Raw genomic sequence first — 17,056 nt, 5'->3', positions numbered from 1 at the left:
CTTGACCGACGCCAGCCTGCATATCGCCACCGCGACCCGGCCCGCCTCCGACGAGGCGGGCCTGCGCGATTACTGGCAGCTGCTGAAGCCGCGGCTGATGTCGCTGTCGGTGTTCACCGCGCTGGTGGGTCTCTTGGTGGCGCCGGGGCAGATGCATCCGGTGCTGGCGGCGACCTCGATCCTGTGGATCGCGCTGGGCGCGGGCGCGTCGGCGGCGCTGAACATGTGGTTCGACGCCGATATCGACCGGGTCATGAAGCGCACCCGCAAGCGCCCGATCCCCTCGGGCCGCGTCAGCCCGGGCGACGCGCTGGCGCTGGGCCTGTTCCTGTCGGGCGTCTCGGTCGTGATGCTGGGGCTGACGGCCAATTGGGTCGCGGCCTTCTGGCTGGGCTTCACCATCTTCTTCTACGCCGTGATCTACTCGATGTGGCTCAAGCGGACGACCTCGTGGAACACGGTCATCGGCGGGCTGGCCGGCGCCTTCCCCCCGATGATCGGCTGGGCCGCGGCCACCGGCGGCACGCCGCTGGAGGCCTGGCTTCTGGTCGCGCTGATCTTCATGTGGACGCCGCCGCATTTCTGGGCGCTCGCGCTCTTCGTGAAGCTCGACTACCACGAGGCCCGCATCCCGATGCTGACCGTCACCCATGGCCGCCCCGAGACGCGCCGCCAGACCTGGCTCTATGCCGTGGGCCTGGCGGGGGTGTCGCTGGCCACGGCGCTGACCGCGATCGGCGGGCCGCTGACCCTGGCCGTGGCGCTGGTTCTGAACGCCGTCTTCCTGCGCGACGCCTTCGCGGTCTGGCGCCGGACGGATGCCGATAGCGACGCCGACAACCACGCCGCCGAGAAGCGGCTGTTCAAGTGGTCGCTGGTCTATCTTTTCGCGCATTTCTCGGTCTTCGTGATCGAGGCCGCGCTGCCCTTCGGAGGCTGGTGATGCGCGTCGAACACGAAGTCCACCAACGCCGCAAGGGCCGGAATTTCGGCATCCTCGGCGTCCTTCTGGCCTTCATCCTGATCGTCTTCGGGGTGACCGTAGCCAAGATCCAGACCGGGGGCTTCTCGGAGGGGTTCGACCATGTCGCCCGCCCGGGTATGCTGCCCGTCGAGGAGGAGAGCCAATGACCCGCTGGTCGCAGATGTCCCCGAATTCCCGTGTCGTCGCGTCGACCGTGGCGGTGGTGCTGGGCATGGGGTCGCTGGGCTGGGCGGCGGTGCCGCTCTACGACCTGTTCTGCCGCGTCACCGGCTATGGCGGGACGACCGCGCGGGCCGAGGCCGGCGCGAACGGCCCCACCGTGCTGGACCAGCAGGTGCTGGTGCGTTTCGACGCCTCGCGCGAGCGCGGCATGCCGTGGGAGTTCCGGCCCGAGCAGACCTCGATGCGGGTCAATATCGGCGCCACGAACCTCGCCTTCTACGAGGCGCACAACCCGACCGACGAGCCCATCGCCGGCACGGCCAGCTTCAACGTCGCGCCCTATCCGGCGGGCCCGCATTTCGTGAAGATCGACTGCTTCTGCTTCGAGGAGCAGGTGCTGGAGCCCGGCCAGACCATCGCGATGCCGGTCACCTTCTACGTCGATCCCGAAATCCTCGACGACCCGGAGGCGAAGGGCATCCCCGAGATCACGCTGTCCTACACCTTCCACGTGACGGACTTGCCCGCGGATTACGCCGCGCTTAACGAGGGCGCGGATGCAGACACCGCCCGAACGACCAACTGAGAGGCACGGAAATGGCCCACGCGAAGAACCACGACTACCATATCCTTCCGCCCTCGATCTGGCCCTTCATCGGTGCGGTCGCGGGCTTCTTCATGCTGATCGGCGCCGTTCTCTGGATGAAGGGCTCGGGCCCCTGGCTCTTCGCGGCGGGCTTCGTGGGCGTGCTGGGCGTGATGTTCGCATGGTGGTCGGACGTGATCCGCGAATCGAATGCGGGCGACCACACGCCCGTCGTCCGCATCGGCCTGCGCTACGGCTTCATCTTCTTCATCATGTCCGAGGTGATGTTCTTCGCGGCCTGGTTCTGGTCGTTCTTCAAGCACGCCATGTATCCGATGGGCCCCGAAAGCCCCGCCGTCGACGGCGTCTGGCCGCCCGTGGGCATCGAGACCTTCGACCCCTGGCACCTGCCGCTGATCAACACGCTTATCCTGCTGCTCTCGGGCGCCGCGGCGACCTGGGCACACCACGCGCTGGTGCATGAGAACAATCGCCAGGACATGAAGTGGGGCCTGATCCTCGCCATCGCGCTCGGCGCGCTGTTCACGGGCTTCCAGCTCTACGAATACAGCCACGCGGCCTTCGGCTTCGCGGGCAATATCTACGGTGCCAACTTCTTCATGGCGACCGGCTTCCACGGGCTGCACGTCTTCATTGGCACGATCTTCCTCGCCGTCTGCCTGTTCCGCCTGCAGGCCGGGCATTTCACGCCCGAGAAGCATATCGGCTTCGAGGCCGCCGCCTGGTACTGGCACTTCGTCGACGTGGTCTGGCTGTTCCTCTTCGCCGCCGTCTACATCTGGGGCGGCTGAGCGGGGGCGACACCCGCAACATCTTGATCGCGGCGCGGGTCTCCCGCGCCGCTTTCCGTTCCAACGGACCCGTTTCATGCGCTTCGTCATCCCGCTTCTCTTCGGCATCCTCGGCTGCGCGGTCCTGATCGGGCTGGGCGTCTGGCAGTTGCAGCGCCTCGAATGGAAGAACTCGCTCATCGCCGAGATCGCCGGGCGCGTCGCCGCCGATCCCGAACCGCTCACGGCGCTGGAGGGGCTCGATCCCGAGGAGGACCGCTTCCGCCCGGTGACGCTCTCGGGCGAGATCACGGGCGCGCCTTTGCGGGTGCTGGGCGCGTGGCGCGGCGGCGGCTCCGGCTACCGGATCGTCGTGCCCTTCGCGGCCGACGCGGGGCCGCTCCTGATCGACCTGGGCGTCGTGCCGCTGGACGCAGACGAGGTCGCGCTGCCCGCCGGACGGGTCGCCGTGACCGGCAATCTCGACTGGCCCGACGACGCCAATTCCGGCACGCCCGAACCCGACGGCACGACCTGGTTCGCCCGCGACCCCGCCGCCATGGCCGATCTGCTGGGCACCGCGCCCGTCATGGTGGTGGCCCGCGCCACCGATCCCGCGCTGGCGCCGACCCCGGTCCCCGTCGGTATCGAGGGCATCCGCAATTCGCATCTCGGCTACGCGATCCAGTGGTTCGGCCTCGGGCTGGTCTGGGCGGGGATGACAGCGTTCTTCCTCTGGCGTATCAGGCGCCGCACGACCTGAGGGGCGGTTTCTCCATGCGCTACATCTCCACCCGCGGCCAAGCGCCGGTTCTGGGCTTCGAGGACACGATGCTGACCGGGCTCGCCCGCGACGGCGGCCTCTACGTGCCCGAGGAGGTGCCGGTGCTGAGCCATGCGGAGATCGCCGCGCTCGCCGGCCTGCCCTACGAGGAGGTCGCGCTGCGCATCATGCGGCCCTTCGTGGCCGATGCCTTCGCCGAGGACGATTTTGCCGCGATGATCGACCGCGCATATGCGGGCTTCGGCCACGACGCCCGCGCGCCGCTGGTGCAGCTGGGGCCGAACCATTTCCTGCTGGAGCTGTTCCACGGGCCGACGCTGGCCTTCAAGGATTTCGCGATGCAGCTCATCGGCCAGATGTTCGAGACCTCGCTCAAGCGCCGCGGCGACCGCGTGACCATCGTCGGCGCGACCTCGGGCGACACCGGCTCGGCGGCGATCGAGGCGTTTCGCGGGCTCGACGCGGTCGACGTCTTCATCCTCTACCCACATGGCCGCGTCTCGGACGTGCAGCGCCGCCAGATGACCACCCCGTCCGAGGCCAATGTCCACGCCCTCGCCATCGCCGGGCATTTCGACGACGCGCAGGCCCGCGTGAAGGACATGTTCAACGATTTCGGCTTCCGCGACCGCGTGGGGCTCGCCGGCGTGAACTCGATCAACTTCGCCCGGGTGCTGGCGCAGGTCGTCTATTACTTCACCGCCGCCACGGCGCTGGGCGCGCCGCACCGTCCGGTCAGCTTCACCGTGCCAACGGGCAATTTCGGCGACATCTTCGCGGGCCATCTCGCGCGTCGTATGGGCCTGCCGATCGAGAAGCTGGTGGTGGCGACCAACCAGAACGACATCCTGCACCGCTGCCTGACGACGGGCGAATACCGCGTGGGCGAGGTGACGCCCTCGATCTCGCCGTCGATGGACATCCAGGTCTCCAGCAATTTCGAGCGTGCGCTGCATCTCGCCTATGACGGCGACGGCGCGGCGGTGTCCCAGTTGATGGACGAGTTGCGGCGCACCGGCGGCTTCACCGTGAGCCAGGGCGCGCTGCAGAGCCTGCGCGAGACCTATGCCTCGGGCCGCGTCTCCGAGGACGAGACCGCCGCCGCCATCGCCGGATACCGCACCCGCACCGGACAGCTTCTCTGCCCGCATGGCGCGATTGGCGTGCGGGTCGCGGAAGACCATCTCGGGGCGACGCCCATGGTGACGCTCGCCACCGCGCATCCCGCCAAGTTCCCCGACGCCGTCGAGGCGGCGACCGGCCTGCGCCCCGCGCTGCCGCCGCGCATGGGCGACCTGTTCGAGCGCGACGAGCGCATCACGAGGGTCGCCAACGACCTCGCCGCCATCGAGGCGGTGATCGACGAGACCCGCGCCGCATGACCACCCGCCTCGACCGCCTGTCCAACGGCTTCCGCGTCGTGACCGAGCACATGCCCGGCCTGCAATCGGCCGCCATCGGCATCTGGGTCGGCGCGGGCGGCCGCCATGAGATGCCCGAGCAGAACGGCATCGCCCATTTCCTCGAACACATGGCCTTCAAGGGCACGGCCCGGCGGTCCGCCCTGCAGATCGCCGAGCAGATCGAGGACGTGGGCGGCTATATCAACGCCTACACCTCGCGCGAGGTGACGGCCTATTACGCCCGCGTGCTGAAGGACGACGTGCCGCTGGCCGTGGACCTGATCTCCGACATCGTGCTCAACCCCGTTTTCGACGCGCGCGAGATCGAGACCGAGCGCGGCGTGATCCTGCAGGAGATCGGGCAGGCGCTGGACACGCCCGACGACATCATCTTCGACTGGCTGCAGGAAGCGGCCTATCCCGAGCAGCCCATCGGCCGCACCATCCTTGGACCCTCCGAGCGGGTCCAGGCCTTCGACGCGGGCGATCTGCGCCGCTTCACCGCGCAGCATTACGGCCCGAACAGCATGATCCTGTCGGCCGCCGGCGCCGTCGATCACGATGCCATCATGGCGATGGCCGAGGCCGCTTTCGGCCACCTGCCCGCGCTCGAACAACCCGCCGCCGCGCCGGGCCGCTTCCGGGGCGGCGAGGCCCGGGTGATCAAGGACCTGGAGCAGGCGCATTTGGCGCTGGGCTTCGCGCAGCCGGGCTATCGTGACGACGCGATCTACACCGCGCAGGTCTTCGCCGGCGCGATGGGCGGGGGCATGTCCTCGCGGCTCTTCCAGGAGGCGCGCGAGAAACGCGGGCTCTGCTACACGATCTTCGCCAGCGTGGGCGCCTATTCCGATACCGGCCTTCTGACGATCTACGCGGGAACCGGCGCCGATGACGTGGGCGATCTCGCGCGCCTGACGGTCGACGAGCTCAAGCGCGCCGCCGACGACATGAGCGAGGCCGAGCTGGCCCGCGCCCGGGCGCAGATGAAGTCCGGCATGCTGATGGGGCTCGAATCGCCGTCTTCGCGCGCCGAGCGCCTGGCCCGTGTCGTCGCCATCTGGGACCGCGTGCCGCCCCTGGCGGAATCCATCGCCAAGATCGACGCCGTGGACGTGGCCGCCATCCGCGACCATGCCGGCCGGCTCAGCGAAAGCGCCCCGGCGCTCGCGCTCTACGGGCCCGTGACCGGCGCGCCCGATGCGGCGGCGCTCGCCGCCCGGCTCGCCGCCTGATGTTCTCCGGCTTCCGCAAGCCCCGGATCGAGACCGACCGCCTGGTCCTGCGCCTGCCGCAGCATGGCGACTACCGCGCCTGGGTCGCGCTGCGCGACAACTCGCGGGACTTCCTGCAGCCGTGGGAGCCGGCCTGGGCCGCCGACCACCTGTCGCGCAAATCCTTCACCAACCGCGTCTACTGGGCCCAGCGCAGCCAGTCGCAGGGCAGCGCGATGGCGCTGTTCCTGACGCGCAAGACCGACGGTACGCTGCTGGGGGCGATCACCTTGGACAACATCCGGCGCGGGCCCTCGCAATCGGCGACGCTGGGCTACTGGATCGGCCAGCCGCATGCGCGGCAGGGCTATATGCGCGAGGCCATCGTGGCGCTGGCGCATCATGCCTTCCGCCGCCTCGACCTCAGCCGCCTGGAAGCCGCCTGCCTGGAAGAGAACGCCGCCTCGCGCGGCCTGTTGGAGCGGGCCGGCTTCAAATACGAGGGAGTCGCCCAGAGCTATCTCCAGATCGACGGCCGCTGGCGCAACCACGTCCTCTACGCGATGCTGCGCTCCGACCGGCGGGGCCGCGCGCCCGGCGACTGAGCGCCGCGCCCGAGGCCTGCGACGCCGACGGCGCTTTTGCCCGGCGCGCCGGCCGCGCTAACCTTCCCGGCAGGAGGACTGCCATGACCCGCTTCCTGACCCTCGCCCTCGGCATGCTGCTGGCGCTGCCGGCCGCCGCGCAGCAGGACCGCCGCCCGAGCCACTGCATCGCCATCGCACAGGCGCCTGGGCTCGAATACGTCCAGAAGGCCAGCTACGGCGCACCGCTGCCCGACGACTACACCGTGCGGCTGAACTATATCGACCACGCCATGTTCCTGCTCGAGACGCCGGGCGGGCTGCGCGCGGTGACCGATTACGTGGGCTTCATCGGCGCGGCGGCAGCACCCGACGTCGTGACGATGAACCGGGCGCATATCTCGCACTGGACGCCGGATCCCGACCCGGCCATCGACCACGTTCTGCCCGGCTGGTCGGATACGGTGGGCGAACCCGCGGGTCACCATCTCGACCTGGGCGAGATGCTGGTCCGCTCCGTCTCGACCGACATCCGCTCGCGCATGGGCGGGTTCGAGGCGAACGGCAATTCCATCTTCGTCTTCGAGGTGGGCGGGCTCTGCATCGGGCACCTGGGACATCTGCATCACGAGCCCGATGCCGAGACCTATGCCGCGCTGGGCCGGCTCGACGTGGTTATGGCGCCGGTCGATGGTGGGCTGACGCTGGACCGGCCGACCATGATCCGGGTGCTGCAGCGCCTGCGCTCCTCGATCGTTTTGCCGATGCACTGGTTCGGCGAGGCGACGCTGCAGCGCTTCCTTGAGGGCATGGCCGAGGATTTCGCCATCGAGCGCCGCGCCGAGAGCAGCCTGGAAGTCTCCTTGCGCACGCTGCCCGACCGGCCCACGATCATCGTCCTCTCGCCCTCCTTCGTGACGGACCCCTGATGACCCTTGCCCCCGCGATCGCCGCCTTCGCCGACGGCCTCCGCGCCGATCTCGCCCCCGCCGTCTTCCGCGAGCTCGAGCCGCGCTACACCGAGGAGCCGCGGGGCCGCTTCGCGGGGCAGGGCGGGCTTCTGCTGGCGCCCGGCTCGACCGAGGAGGTGGCGAGCATCGTCCGCGCGGCGGCCTCCGCGGGGCTTCCTATCGTGCCCTATGGCGGCGGGACGGGGCTGGTCGGCGGGCAGGTCTCGGACGATCTGCGCGATCCCGTCATCCTGTCGCTCGAACGCATGACCCGCATCCGCAGCATCGACGCGACCGAGAACGCGTTGGTCGCCGAGGCGGGGGTGATCCTGCAGAACGTCCACGAGGCCGCCGAGGCGGCGAACCGGCTGTTTCCCCTCACCATCGCCGCGCAGGGCTCGGCCCGGATCGGCGGCGTGCTCTCGACCAATGCGGGCGGGGTGAACGTGCTGCGCTACGGCAATGCCCGCGACCTTTGTCTCGGGCTCGAGGCTGTGCTGCCCGACGGATCGGTCCTGCAGGGCCTCAGCCCGCTGCGGAAGAACAACACCGGCTACGACCTGCGCCACCTGCTGATCGGGGCCGAAGGGACGCTGGGCATCATCACCGCGGCCACGCTCAAGCTGCTGCCGCGCCCCGCGCATGAGGGCGCGGCGATGCTGACCGTCCGGGACCCACAGGCCGCGCTCGACCTGCTGAACCTCGCGCGCGACCGGATCGGCGAAGGGATCTCGGCCTTCGAGCTGATCTCGAAGACGGGCCTCGATTTTCTGGAGGAGACGGTGCCGGAGGTGCGCCGTCCGCTATCCGCCGAGGGCAATCCCGAATGGTCGGTGCTGATCGATCTCGGTCTCGGCGCGGCGGGCGATCCGCAGGCGGCGCTGGAGGGGCTGTTCGCGGCGGCGCATGACGCGGGCCTCGTATCCGACGGCGTGATCGCGCAATCCGAGGGCCAGCGGCAGGATTTCTGGCAGCTGCGCGAGAACCTGCCCGAGGCGAATCGTCGGATCGGCGCCGTGTCCAGCCACGACATCTCGGTCCCGCTGGCCGCGATCCCGCGCTTCATCGCCGAGGCTCCGGGCGCGCTCGCGAAGATCGGCACGTTCCGGATCAACTGCTTCGGCCATGTCGGCGACGGCAATCTGCATTACAACGTCTTTCCCATGCCCGGCCGCAGCCGCGCCGATCACGCGGCGCAGCGCGACGCCATCAAGCGCTGCGTCCACGACCTCGTGCACACGCATGGCGGTTCCGTCAGCGCCGAGCACGGCGTCGGGCGTCTGAAGGTCGAGGACATGGAGCGCTATGTCGATCCGGTGAAGCTGGCGGCGATGCGCGCGATCAAGGACGCGCTGGATCCGAAGGGCATCATGAACCCCGGCGCCGTTCTGCGCCGCCGCTGAGCGCGGCAGCCCGCCGCCCGGCCGCGGCGACTTTCTTAACGAACGTTAACCTTTTCGGCCGGCCCCGACCGGGCGAGCCCGATCTGCGCACCTAGCCGCCGCGGCGGCATGGGTCGGAAGAGCGTGCGGCCCAGTCGTCCGCGGTTCGCGGGCGCAAGATACTGACATGAAACATGGAATTTCGGAGCGGACGCCCAAGCCAACCCCGGAAAAAGGTGCGCCCTGCCAAGGGGGACCGGCAGGGCGCGGGGGAATGGGTGGCTGTCTGCATCTGCCACGTCCCAGATTTGGCAGCGATAGATTACGAAAAGGTTAACGCAGCGGACGATCGGCGGCGATTGTTCACGCGCCCTCGAAACTGCACAGCGTGTGCAGCTCCATCCCCATCGCCTCCAGCGCCTTTCGTCCGCCCAGATCTGGCAGGTCGATGACGAAAGCGCAGCCCATGACCTCGCAGCCCAGCCGCTCCAAGAGGGCGATGCCCGCCCGCGCCGTGCCGCCCGTGGCGAGCAGGTCGTCGACTAGCAGGACCCGCGCGCCCGCCGGCAGCGCATCGCGATGCACCTCGACCGTCGCCTGCCCGTATTCCAGCGCGTAATCCTGCGCGAAGGTCGGGCCGGGCAGCTTGCCCTTCTTGCGGATCGGCACGAAGCCCGTGCCCAGCTGATGCGCAATCGCCCCGCCCAGGATGAAGCCCCGCGCCTCCAGCCCCGCGACGGCGTCGATGCGCTGCCCGGCATAGGGATCGAGCAGCTGGTCGACGCAGAGCCGCATGCCGCGCGCATCCGCGAACAACGTCGTCACGTCGCGGAACAGGATCCCCTCATGCGGGAAATCGGGGATGGTGCGGATGTAGTCGCGGACGGTCTTGCGGCTCATGTCTCAGCTTTCCTCGGCGCTCTCGCCGGATGGCGGGTAGTGGCGGCGCAGCGCCATGGCGTCCTGCCCGGTCAGGCGGGTGGTGGAATTGCCGTCCTCCGAGAAGACGGAGCGGGCATAGCCGGGCCCGCGGATATCGGTCATCAGGCCGAGGCCCTGCGTGATCTCTTCCAGCAGGATGGAGGCGATTTCGCGGCGCCGGGTGAAGGCGGAGACGGCGATCAGCGCCTCGCGGATATCGCCGTCGCGGGCTCGCAGCGCGACGCGGCCCAGCGGCAGCAGCGCGCCGTCGAGGCCGGGCACCCCGGTGTTCCGCATCACGTGGCCGGGCGGTGTGGCGACGACATGGATGGCGATGTCGGGGGCTGAGGCGCCGGTTTCGACGGGCGAGAGGCTCAGATCCGCGCCCAGCGCGTTGATCTCGGCGATGGCGGCGGCGAGCGCCTCCTCGTAGAGCCGCAGCCGCCAGTCCGGCAGACCCTCAGCGACCGAGGCCAGGCCCACCGTCAGCCCGTCGCGCCGTGCGGCCGGCCAGCGCAGGAACGGCTTGCCACAGGCGCCGCCGGGCGGCGCGGCGCAGGCCACGGCGCGGTAGAAGGCGTCGTCGTCCAGCGGTCCCGGCACCTCGACGAATTCCTGCGCGGCGGCCGGGCTCGCCACCAGCAGCGCCAGCGCCGCCGCCCTCACAGCACCCGCCCGGCGACGGGCCGCAGCCGGGCGACCATCTCGGGATCTCGGGCATCGGGCGCGGTCATCACCGCGTGCTCCAGCGCCCGGTCGCAGCCCGCCGGGCAGGCCGCGCCCAGCGCCTCGGGCAGGGCGGCGATCATCGCCCCGGCCCGGTCCACATTCGCCTGGAGCGTCGCGATCACGTCGGTGACCTGCACCGCCCCGTGCTCGGGATGCCAGCTATCGTAATCGGTCACCATCGCGACGGAGGCATAATGCAGCTCGGCCTCGCGGGCCAGCCGCGCCTCGGGCATCGCGGTCATGCCGATCACGTCGCAGCCCCAGCCGTCGCGCCAGATCCGCGACTCCGCTAGGGTCGAGAATTGCGGCCCCTCCATCGCCAGGTAGGTGCCGCCCTCGTGCACCGTCGCGCCCGCCGCCCGGGCCGCCCCGGCCAGCGCCGCCGACAGGGCGGGGCAGGTGGGATGCGCCAGCGAGACATGCGCCACCAGCCCCGGCCCGAAGAATGACGCGTCGCGCCCCACCGTGCGGTCGACGAACTGGTCCAGCACGACGAAATCGCCCGGCGCCATGTCCTCGCGGAATGAGCCCACGGCCGAGACCGCGACCAGATGGGTGACGCCTGCGGCCTTCAGCGCCGCGATATTGGCGCGGTAGGGCACCGAGGAGGGCATGTGCACATGGCCGCGCCCGTGCCGCGGCAGGAACACCGCGCCGAGCCCGCCCAGCCGCCCGTGGAGCAGGTCGTCCGAGGGTGCGCCCCAAGGCGTCGCGGCCGGGCGCCATTCGGCATCCGCGAACCCGGCCACCCGATAGAGGCCCGAGCCCCCGATGATCCCGATGACGATCTCGTCCATCTGCATCCCCATGCGAACGCGGCGACCCTGACCCGGCGCGCGGCAATTCGCAACGTCCCGCCCCTGTCGCTTTCGATCCCGGGCTGCTAGGGGGCGCGAAACCCCCGCTTACGAGAGTTCCGTTTTGACCAGATCCCTGCTGGCGCGCCTCGCCGACCGTTTCGATACCCCCGACTTGCGCGTCGCGCCGACCTCCGACCTGACGCCCGCCTCCTGGCGGATCGAGATCCTCGCCGGCCTGACCGTCGCCCTGGCGCTGGTGCCCGAAGCGGTGGCCTTCGCCTTCGTGGCGGGGGTGAACCCGCTGGTGGGCCTCTATGCGGCCTTCATCGTGGGCCTCATCACCGCGCTGATCGGCGGGCGGCCGGGCATGATCTCCGGCGCGACGGGGGCGCTGGCGGTGGTCATGGTCAGCCTCGTGGCGCAGCACGGGGTCGAATACCTCTTCGCGGCGGTGGTGCTGATGGGGCTGCTCCAGCTGCTCGCGGGGGTGATGCGCTGGGGCAAGTTCATCCGGCTGGTGCCGCACCCGGTCATGCTGGGCTTCGTGAACGGGCTGGCGATCGTGATCTTCCTGGCGCAGCTCACGCAGTTCCGCGACGCTTCGGGCGCGTGGCTGCCCCTGGCCGACATCGCGCTGATGCTGGGCCTCGTGGCGGTGACGATGGCGGTGATCTGGGGCCTGCCCCGGCTGACGCGGGCCATTCCCGCGCCGCTGGCGGGCATCGCGGTGACCGCGGCGGTTGTGATCGGCCTGGGGCTGAACACGCCGACCGTGGGCGACCTCGCCTCGATCTCGGGCGGGCTTCCGGAATTCCACATCCCCATGGTGCCGCTGACGCTCGAGACGCTGCAGATCGTGCTGCCCTACGCGCTGATCCTCGCGGCCATCGGCCTGATCGAGAGCCTGCTGACCCTCAACCTCGTGGGCGAGATCACCGGCCAGCGCGGCGGCGCGTCGCAGGAATGCATCGCTCAGGGCGCGGCCAACACCGTCACCGGCTTCTTCGGCGGCATGGGCGGCTGCGCGATGATCGGCCAGTCGATGATCAACGTGAAATCCGGCGGGCGGACGCGCATTTCGGGCGTCTCGGCGGCGCTGTTCCTGCTGGCCTTCATCCTCGTCGCCGCGCCGGCGATCGAGCGCATTCCCCTGGCCGCGCTGGTCGGCGTCATGTTCATGGTCGTGATCGGCACCTTCGCGTGGAACTCGATCAAGATCCTCGCCCGCGTGCCGCGCACCGATGCGGTGGTGATCGTGCTGGTGACGATCGTCACCGTGCTGACCGACCTTGCCATCGCGGTGGTCGTGGGGGTGATCGTCTCGGCGCTGGCCTATGCCTGGCAGAACGCCACGCGCATCTGGGCCGCGACCTACGAGACGCCCGAGGGCGCGCGGGTCTACCAGGTGAAGGGCCCGCTCTTCTTCGGCTCGGCCACCGGCTTCGTCGAGCTCTTCGACCCCGAGAACGACCCGTCGGTGGTGGTCGTCGATTTCGCCGAGAGCCGCGTCGCCGACCAGTCGGCCCTGCAGGCCATCGAGGCCGTGGCCGGCAAGTACGAGGCCGCGGGCAAGACGCTGCAACTGCGCCATCTCAGCCGCGACTGCCACAAGCTCCTGACCCGCGCGGGACACCTGATGGTCGATAGCGACGACGATCCCGATTACGCCATCGCCGCCAATTACGGCGTGCGCACGGGAATCCTGGGCGGGCACTGACGGCGGCGCGAACCGGCTGGGCCGCCCCGCCGCGGGGATGGTCGGGGGCCTCACAAGCCTTGCCGGAACACCGCCTTTTGGCGTAGGGTTCGCGCGACGGGCGCCCGGACGGCGCGCCGTTCTCTGACATCGTCGAACCCGCCCCAGGAGGACCCGCAGCCATGCGCCTGTTTCGATCGTCCGTGCTCCCGCTCGCGGATCGGTTGGCAGCGCGCGAGCAGCAGCTCAAATGGCTGGCCCTCGGCCTCGGGCTGGCGAGCACCATCGCCATCGTCCAGAACTGGCATCCCTGGCCGATGGTGCTGGGCCTGCCGTTCTGCGTGATCTGGATCTACTGCGCCTGGCTTCACGGCGAGCGGCAACTGAAGTGGCTCAACATCCTGTTCAGCGCGCTCTATCTCTACGGCATCGTCCGCTGGATGCTGCCCGGCGGCTAGGCGCGGCCCGGCCTCTGGCAACGCCCGCAACCGCGAGGCGTCAATCCAGCGGCGGGCCGACGAAGCGGATGTTGTGGTCGGCGGCGATCCGGATAACGGCGTCCATATCCGTGGCCGGATCGACCCCCGCCTCGGTCACGGCGGCGAAGAAGTTCGAGGCCGCCCCCGGCGTCAGCATCACCGTGGCGACCGCGTCTTCCTTGCCCTGGAAGGTGTGCGGAACGCCCGGCGGGATCATCATCACGTCCCCCGGCCCGGCATCGTGTTCGCGCCCGTCGGCGACGAAGCGCACCCGACCCGAGATCACGGTGAAGACCTCGTGCTCGCGCTCGTGGACATGCAGGGGCGGGCCGGCGCCGGCGGGGATCTCCTCCTCCCAGATCGCGAAGGCGCCCTCCGTCGCCTCGGTCGGAACCCGGGTCCGGCGCGTCAAGCCGAAGGCGCGGTTCTCCGCCCCGCTGCCCATCGCGGCGTGAATGGCTGGCATGGCTGTCCCCCCGTCCGATGTTCCGGGCGATGGGACACCGCCGCGCGGGCCCGAGTCAATCGTCGGGCCGCTGCAGCTCGAACAGGCTCTCCACCTGGCAATAGTCGCGATAGCCCAGCCGGGCGAGGGGCGAGAAGGTGGTGACGTCGAAGCGCCCGTCGCGCAGGCAATCGTCGCGCATATGCACGCCCGTCACCTCGCCGAAGACGGCGAAATTGGCCTCGCCCGGCAGCTGGACGATCTGCGTCAGCTTGCATTCCAGCGTGGCGGGCGCGCCGGCGACGCGCGGGCAGTCGATGGTTTCGCATTCGGCCTTCACCGCGCCCGAGATCTCGAACTCGTCCACGCCCGCGGGCTTCGCTGCCGAGGAGGCGTTCATCACGTCGCGCGCCGCGTATTCGACGATATTGACCGCGAAGACGCCGCTTTCACGGATCTGCGCCACGCTGTCCTTGGTCCCCTCGCGGTCGTCCTTTGCGCTGGTCGAGGCGAACATGACCTGCGGCGGCACGTAGGCCACCGCGTTGAAGAAGCTGTAGGGTGCGAGGTTGTCGCCTTGCGTGCCGCGGGTGCTGATCCAGCCGATCGGCCGGGGCGAGACGATGGCGTTGAAGGGGTTGTGGGGCAGGCCGTGGCCGTCCTCGGGGCGGTAGAACATCGCGTGGCTCCTGGGGTTGCGGCGACAGGACTAGCCGCGCCCCGCAGGAAACGCCACAACGGCGCGAGGGCACGGGGCGCGCATGGAATTGTCACGGGAAACCGATGCGGATTGGTGGGAGGTCGAGGCCCTGCTCGATCTCTGCTTCGGCCCTGCGCGCACGGCGCTGTCATCCTACCGGCTGCGCGACGAGGTTCCCCCGGCGCGCGACCTGTGCCTCGTGGCGCGCGGCCGCCACGGCGAGGTGGCCGGGGCGATCCGCTTCTGGCCGGTCCGCATCGGCGATCACGGCGCGATGCTGCTGGGGCCCGTCGCCGTGCACCCGACGCGGCAGGGCGAGGGGTTGGGCGCCTTCCTGATCCAGTCGGGGCTGGACCGGGCCCATGTCGCGGGCGTCGACCGCGTGCTGCTGGTGGGCGACGCGCCCTATTACGCGCGTTTCGGCTTTGCCCGTCTCGACGGGGTCGCGATGCCGCCTCCGACCAATCCCGACCGCGTGCTGGGGGTCTGGGACTGGGCGGGCGTGACCGGCCCGGTGACGCCCGCGACCTGAGCCATCTTGCCGCGCGGGCGGCCCGTCCCCACATTCTTCGCCATGACGCCGCTCGCCGATCCCCAGATCTTCCCGCCGCTCGACCGCGAGGCCGAGCTCGACCGCCTCGCGCTCAAGATGCGCCAGGCCTCGGGGGTGGGGCTGCAGCTTCTGTCGCTGGTGGGCACACAGGCCGAGAGCCTGATCGACATGCTGCCCGGCCCGGTGCGCGAGGGGCTCGAACGCGCCACCGCCGCCGCGCTGGAGAGCAGCTTCACCGCCGCCGCCGCCTCGCGCGGGCGGATCGCCGACACCTCGGACTGGCTGACCCGCGCGATCACCGTGGGCACCGGGGCCGCGGGCGGCTTCGGTGGCCTGCCCTCCGCGCTGGCCGAGCTTCCGGTGACCACGACGATCATCCTGCGCGCGATCCAATCGATCGCCGACCAGCACGGCTTCGACCCCGCCAAACCCGAGGTGCGCGCCGCCTGCCTGCGCGTCTTCGCCGCAGCGGGCCCTCTCGATGACGACGACGCGACCGATCTCAGCTTCCTGACCATGCGCCTGACGGTGACCGGCAGCGCGATCCACGGGCTGATCTCCAAGGTCGCGCCCCGGCTGGCCGTGCCGCTAGGCCAGAAGCTGGCCGCGCAGGCGGTGCCGGTGATCGGCGCAGCGGCGGGCGCGGCCACGAATTACGTCTTCACCTCCTACTACCAGGAGGTCGCAGGCGTGCAGTTCGGCCTGATGCGGCTGGCCGAACAGGAGGGCGAGCCGATCGAGCACCTGACCCACGATCTCAAGAAGCGGCTTCTCTAGCCGGGCGGAACCCGGCTCCGGGCGCGGCGCGTTGAGACGGCAGAGCTTCAACGCAGGAGAGCCCCATGAGCGGCAAGACCCTTTTCATCACCGGCGCGTCCTCGGGCATCGGGGCCGAAACCGCGCGGCAGGCCGTCGCGGCGGGCTGGAACGTGGGCCTCTTCGCCCGGTCCGAGGACAAGCTGGCCGATCTGGCCGCCGAGCTGGGCGACAGGGCCGTGTCCTTCGCGGGCGACGTGGCCGACCGCGAGCGGCAGGCCGAGGCGCTGGCCGAACTGGCCGACCGGTTCGGCGGTGTGGACGCGGCCTTCGCCAATGCCGGCACCGGGGTCGAGACACCCGGCACGCAGGACGGCAAGCCGTCGGAATGGCACGACATGATCCACGCGAACGTGCTGGGCGTCCTCTACACCGCCCACGCGGCACTGCCGCATCTGAAGCCGCGCAAGGGGCATTTCGTGGTCACCGGGTCGGCGGCTGGCCGGCGGCACTTAAAGGGCTCGATCTACGGCGCGACGAAATGGTTCGTGCACGGCTTCGCCGGCAACCTCGCCGAGGAAATGACCGAATGGGGCGGCCGCTGCACCGTGGTCGCGCCGGGCATGGTCGACACGCCCTTCTTCGACGAGCCGGACGACAGCCGCCTGCATCCCGAGGACGTGGCGGCGGCGGTGATGCACGCGCTCGGCGCGCCGGGCCGGGCGGATGTGCGCGAAATCTTCCTGATGCCGAACCGGAACGCCTGAGCCGCGTCAGCCGCGGGCGGGGGTGTCCTGGCTCAGGAGGTTGATCCAGCCGTCGCCGTCCCGCTGCCAGACCGAGGTGACCCACATCGCCTCCTCCACCTCCGCGCCGACCCGGCGGAAGCGGGCGTGGTAGGACAAGGCGGCGCGGTCCGGGCCGAGCGGGGTGATCCGCGCCCGGTCGAGGTGGAACTCCGCGACGGTCGGGCCGCGCGCCAATTGCCCGACATGGTCGTCGCGCCCGGCGAAGCCATCGGGATAGATGCCGAGGAAGCCGGAGGCCAGGGCCGCGCGATCCGCCGCCGCGTCGCCGCAAGCCAGCGCCTCCCAGACCGCCGTTTCGCGCGACAGAAGCGTGCCCAGCAGATCGGG

The 17,056-nt window shown here is 70.3% G+C and carries 20 protein-coding genes and 1 pseudogene; 15 read left to right on the top strand and 6 right to left on the bottom strand.

What is annotated here, in order from left to right:
* Nucleotide 1: 1 nt before the first annotated feature.
* The 10 genes from cyoE to P8627_RS06410 all read left to right on the top strand — a co-directional run bounded on the left by cyoE (nt 2) and on the right by P8627_RS06410 (nt 8,862).
* Nucleotides 2–943: a heme o synthase gene (gene cyoE / locus P8627_RS06455; RefSeq protein ID WP_279966891.1), complete on the top strand. Its 942-nt coding sequence runs from the start codon at nt 2–4 to the stop codon at nt 941–943.
* Nucleotides 943–1,131, top strand: coding sequence for a hypothetical protein (locus P8627_RS06450; RefSeq protein WP_347882292.1), 189 nt, complete (start codon nt 943–945; stop codon nt 1,129–1,131). The genes cyoE and P8627_RS06450 overlap by 1 nt, the downstream gene beginning before the upstream one ends.
* The gene (locus P8627_RS06445) at nt 1,128–1,733 is read left to right on the top strand and encodes a cytochrome c oxidase assembly protein (protein ID WP_279966889.1); all 606 of its coding nucleotides are present in this window, start codon (nt 1,128–1,130) and stop codon (nt 1,731–1,733) included. Before P8627_RS06450 ends, P8627_RS06445 begins: the two co-directional genes overlap by 4 nt.
* Nucleotides 1,734–1,744: 11 nt before the next feature.
* On the top strand, nt 1,745–2,545 hold the full coding sequence (locus tag P8627_RS06440) for a cytochrome c oxidase subunit 3 (RefSeq protein ID WP_279966888.1): 801 nt from the start codon (nt 1,745–1,747) through the stop codon (nt 2,543–2,545).
* A 76-nt stretch (nt 2,546–2,621) separates the two neighbouring features.
* Nucleotides 2,622–3,287 (top strand): SURF1 family protein, encoded by a 666-nt coding sequence (locus P8627_RS06435; protein WP_279966887.1) that lies wholly within the window; start codon nt 2,622–2,624, stop codon nt 3,285–3,287.
* Nucleotides 3,288–3,301: 14 nt separating this feature from the next.
* Nucleotides 3,302–4,690 (top strand): threonine synthase, encoded by a 1,389-nt coding sequence (gene thrC / locus P8627_RS06430; RefSeq protein WP_279966886.1) that lies wholly within the window; start codon nt 3,302–3,304, stop codon nt 4,688–4,690.
* A complete protein-coding gene (locus tag P8627_RS06425) occupies nt 4,687–5,946 on the top strand; it encodes a M16 family metallopeptidase (RefSeq protein WP_279966885.1) in 1,260 nt (419 codons plus the stop codon). Before thrC ends, P8627_RS06425 begins: the two co-directional genes overlap by 4 nt.
* Nucleotides 5,946–6,530, top strand: coding sequence for a GNAT family N-acetyltransferase (locus tag P8627_RS06420; protein WP_279966884.1), 585 nt, complete (start codon nt 5,946–5,948; stop codon nt 6,528–6,530). Before P8627_RS06425 ends, P8627_RS06420 begins: the two co-directional genes overlap by 1 nt.
* A gap of 83 nt (nt 6,531–6,613) precedes the next feature.
* Nucleotides 6,614–7,438, top strand: coding sequence for an MBL fold metallo-hydrolase (locus P8627_RS06415; protein WP_279966883.1), 825 nt, complete (start codon nt 6,614–6,616; stop codon nt 7,436–7,438).
* Entirely contained in the window at nt 7,438–8,862 is a 1,425-nt protein-coding gene (locus P8627_RS06410; protein WP_279966882.1) for an FAD-binding oxidoreductase, read from the top strand. Before P8627_RS06415 ends, P8627_RS06410 begins: the two co-directional genes overlap by 1 nt.
* Before the next feature lie 342 nt (nt 8,863–9,204).
* Here P8627_RS06410 and P8627_RS06405 read toward each other — a convergent pair whose 3' ends face one another.
* Genes P8627_RS06405 through P8627_RS06395 form a run of 3 tightly spaced genes read right to left on the bottom strand, consistent with a single transcriptional unit; the run spans nt 9,205 to nt 11,288 of the window.
* Complete coding sequence (locus P8627_RS06405) at nt 9,205–9,741, bottom strand: adenine phosphoribosyltransferase (RefSeq protein ID WP_279966880.1); 537 nt, start codon at nt 9,739–9,741, stop codon at nt 9,205–9,207.
* Nucleotides 9,742–9,744: 3 nt separating this feature from the next.
* Nucleotides 9,745–10,428 (bottom strand): DUF2927 domain-containing protein, encoded by a 684-nt coding sequence (locus P8627_RS06400; RefSeq protein WP_279966879.1) that lies wholly within the window; start codon nt 10,426–10,428, stop codon nt 9,745–9,747.
* Complete coding sequence (locus P8627_RS06395) at nt 10,425–11,288, bottom strand: S-methyl-5'-thioadenosine phosphorylase (protein ID WP_279966878.1); 864 nt, start codon at nt 11,286–11,288, stop codon at nt 10,425–10,427. Before P8627_RS06395 ends, P8627_RS06400 begins: the two co-directional genes overlap by 4 nt.
* 124 nt (nt 11,289–11,412) lie before the next feature.
* On the opposite strand from P8627_RS06395, the gene P8627_RS06390 reads away from it, so the two are divergent.
* On the top strand, nt 11,413–13,008 hold the full coding sequence (locus P8627_RS06390) for a SulP family inorganic anion transporter (protein ID WP_279966877.1): 1,596 nt from the start codon (nt 11,413–11,415) through the stop codon (nt 13,006–13,008).
* A gap of 182 nt (nt 13,009–13,190) precedes the next feature.
* Nucleotides 13,191–13,445, top strand: coding sequence for a peptidase (locus P8627_RS06385; RefSeq protein WP_279966876.1), 255 nt, complete (start codon nt 13,191–13,193; stop codon nt 13,443–13,445).
* A 40-nt stretch (nt 13,446–13,485) separates the two neighbouring features.
* On the opposite strand, the gene P8627_RS06380 is transcribed toward P8627_RS06385, so the two are convergent.
* Together P8627_RS06380 and P8627_RS06375 are read right to left on the bottom strand one after the other, a co-directional pair.
* Nucleotides 13,486–13,932 (bottom strand): cupin domain-containing protein, encoded by a 447-nt coding sequence (locus P8627_RS06380; RefSeq protein WP_279966875.1) that lies wholly within the window; start codon nt 13,930–13,932, stop codon nt 13,486–13,488.
* Nucleotides 13,933–13,987: 55 nt separating this feature from the next.
* Nucleotides 13,988–14,590 carry a flavin reductase family protein gene (locus P8627_RS06375; protein WP_279966874.1) on the bottom strand — a complete coding sequence of 201 codons (603 nt, stop codon included), beginning with the start codon at nt 14,588–14,590 and terminating at the stop codon, nt 13,988–13,990.
* Between the two features lie 82 nt (nt 14,591–14,672).
* Here P8627_RS06375 and P8627_RS06370 point away from each other — a divergent pair, with 82 nt between their 5' ends.
* The 3 genes from P8627_RS06370 (at nt 14,673) to P8627_RS06360 (ending at nt 16,687) form a co-directional block, all read left to right on the top strand.
* A complete protein-coding gene (locus P8627_RS06370; protein ID WP_279966873.1) occupies nt 14,673–15,143 on the top strand; it encodes a GNAT family N-acetyltransferase in 471 nt (156 codons plus the stop codon).
* 42 nt (nt 15,144–15,185) lie between these two features.
* A complete protein-coding gene (locus P8627_RS06365) occupies nt 15,186–15,941 on the top strand; it encodes an EcsC family protein (RefSeq protein WP_279966871.1) in 756 nt (251 codons plus the stop codon).
* A gap of 65 nt (nt 15,942–16,006) precedes the next feature.
* Nucleotides 16,007–16,687 carry an SDR family oxidoreductase gene (locus tag P8627_RS06360; protein ID WP_279966870.1) on the top strand — a complete coding sequence of 227 codons (681 nt, stop codon included), beginning with the start codon at nt 16,007–16,009 and terminating at the stop codon, nt 16,685–16,687.
* A gap of 6 nt (nt 16,688–16,693) precedes the next feature.
* Here the strand turns inward: P8627_RS06360 and P8627_RS06355 are convergent.
* Nucleotides 16,694–16,975, bottom strand: a pseudogene (locus P8627_RS06355) (DUF4440 domain-containing protein); the annotation flags it as partial.
* Nucleotides 16,976–17,056: the final 81 nt, after the last annotated feature.

This window comes from Jannaschia sp. GRR-S6-38 (assembly GCF_029853695.1).
GTDB classification, from domain to species: Bacteria; Pseudomonadota; Alphaproteobacteria; order Rhodobacterales; family Rhodobacteraceae; genus Jannaschia; species Jannaschia ovalis.
The sequence above is the reverse complement of the archived record's forward strand: the minus strand, read 5'-3'. Positions and strand labels throughout refer to the sequence as shown.

Excerpts from the sequence above, each read along its gene's own strand:
- P8627_RS06450 (WP_347882292.1), top strand. The coding sequence starts at position 943 with ATGCGCGTCGAACACGAAGTCCACCAACGCCGCAAGGGCCGGAATTTC.
- P8627_RS06445 (WP_279966889.1), top strand. The coding sequence starts at position 1,128 with ATGACCCGCTGGTCGCAGATGTCCCCGAATTCCCGTGTCGTCGCGTCG.
- P8627_RS06440 (WP_279966888.1), top strand. The coding sequence starts at position 1,745 with ATGGCCCACGCGAAGAACCACGACTACCATATCCTTCCGCCCTCGATC.
- P8627_RS06435 (WP_279966887.1), top strand. The coding sequence starts at position 2,622 with ATGCGCTTCGTCATCCCGCTTCTCTTCGGCATCCTCGGCTGCGCGGTC.
- thrC (WP_279966886.1), top strand. The coding sequence starts at position 3,302 with ATGCGCTACATCTCCACCCGCGGCCAAGCGCCGGTTCTGGGCTTCGAG.
- P8627_RS06425 (WP_279966885.1), top strand. The coding sequence starts at position 4,687 with ATGACCACCCGCCTCGACCGCCTGTCCAACGGCTTCCGCGTCGTGACC.
- P8627_RS06420 (WP_279966884.1), top strand. The coding sequence starts at position 5,946 with ATGTTCTCCGGCTTCCGCAAGCCCCGGATCGAGACCGACCGCCTGGTC.
- P8627_RS06415 (WP_279966883.1), top strand. The coding sequence starts at position 6,614 with ATGACCCGCTTCCTGACCCTCGCCCTCGGCATGCTGCTGGCGCTGCCG.
- P8627_RS06410 (WP_279966882.1), top strand. The coding sequence starts at position 7,438 with ATGACCCTTGCCCCCGCGATCGCCGCCTTCGCCGACGGCCTCCGCGCC.
- P8627_RS06405 (WP_279966880.1), bottom strand. The coding sequence starts at position 9,741 with ATGAGCCGCAAGACCGTCCGCGACTACATCCGCACCATCCCCGATTTC.
- P8627_RS06395 (WP_279966878.1), bottom strand. The coding sequence starts at position 11,288 with ATGGACGAGATCGTCATCGGGATCATCGGGGGCTCGGGCCTCTATCGG.
- P8627_RS06380 (WP_279966875.1), bottom strand. The coding sequence starts at position 13,932 with ATGCCAGCCATTCACGCCGCGATGGGCAGCGGGGCGGAGAACCGCGCC.
- P8627_RS06375 (WP_279966874.1), bottom strand. The coding sequence starts at position 14,590 with ATGTTCTACCGCCCCGAGGACGGCCACGGCCTGCCCCACAACCCCTTC.
- P8627_RS06370 (WP_279966873.1), top strand. The coding sequence starts at position 14,673 with ATGGAATTGTCACGGGAAACCGATGCGGATTGGTGGGAGGTCGAGGCC.
- P8627_RS06365 (WP_279966871.1), top strand. The coding sequence starts at position 15,186 with ATGACGCCGCTCGCCGATCCCCAGATCTTCCCGCCGCTCGACCGCGAG.
- P8627_RS06360 (WP_279966870.1), top strand. The coding sequence starts at position 16,007 with ATGAGCGGCAAGACCCTTTTCATCACCGGCGCGTCCTCGGGCATCGGG.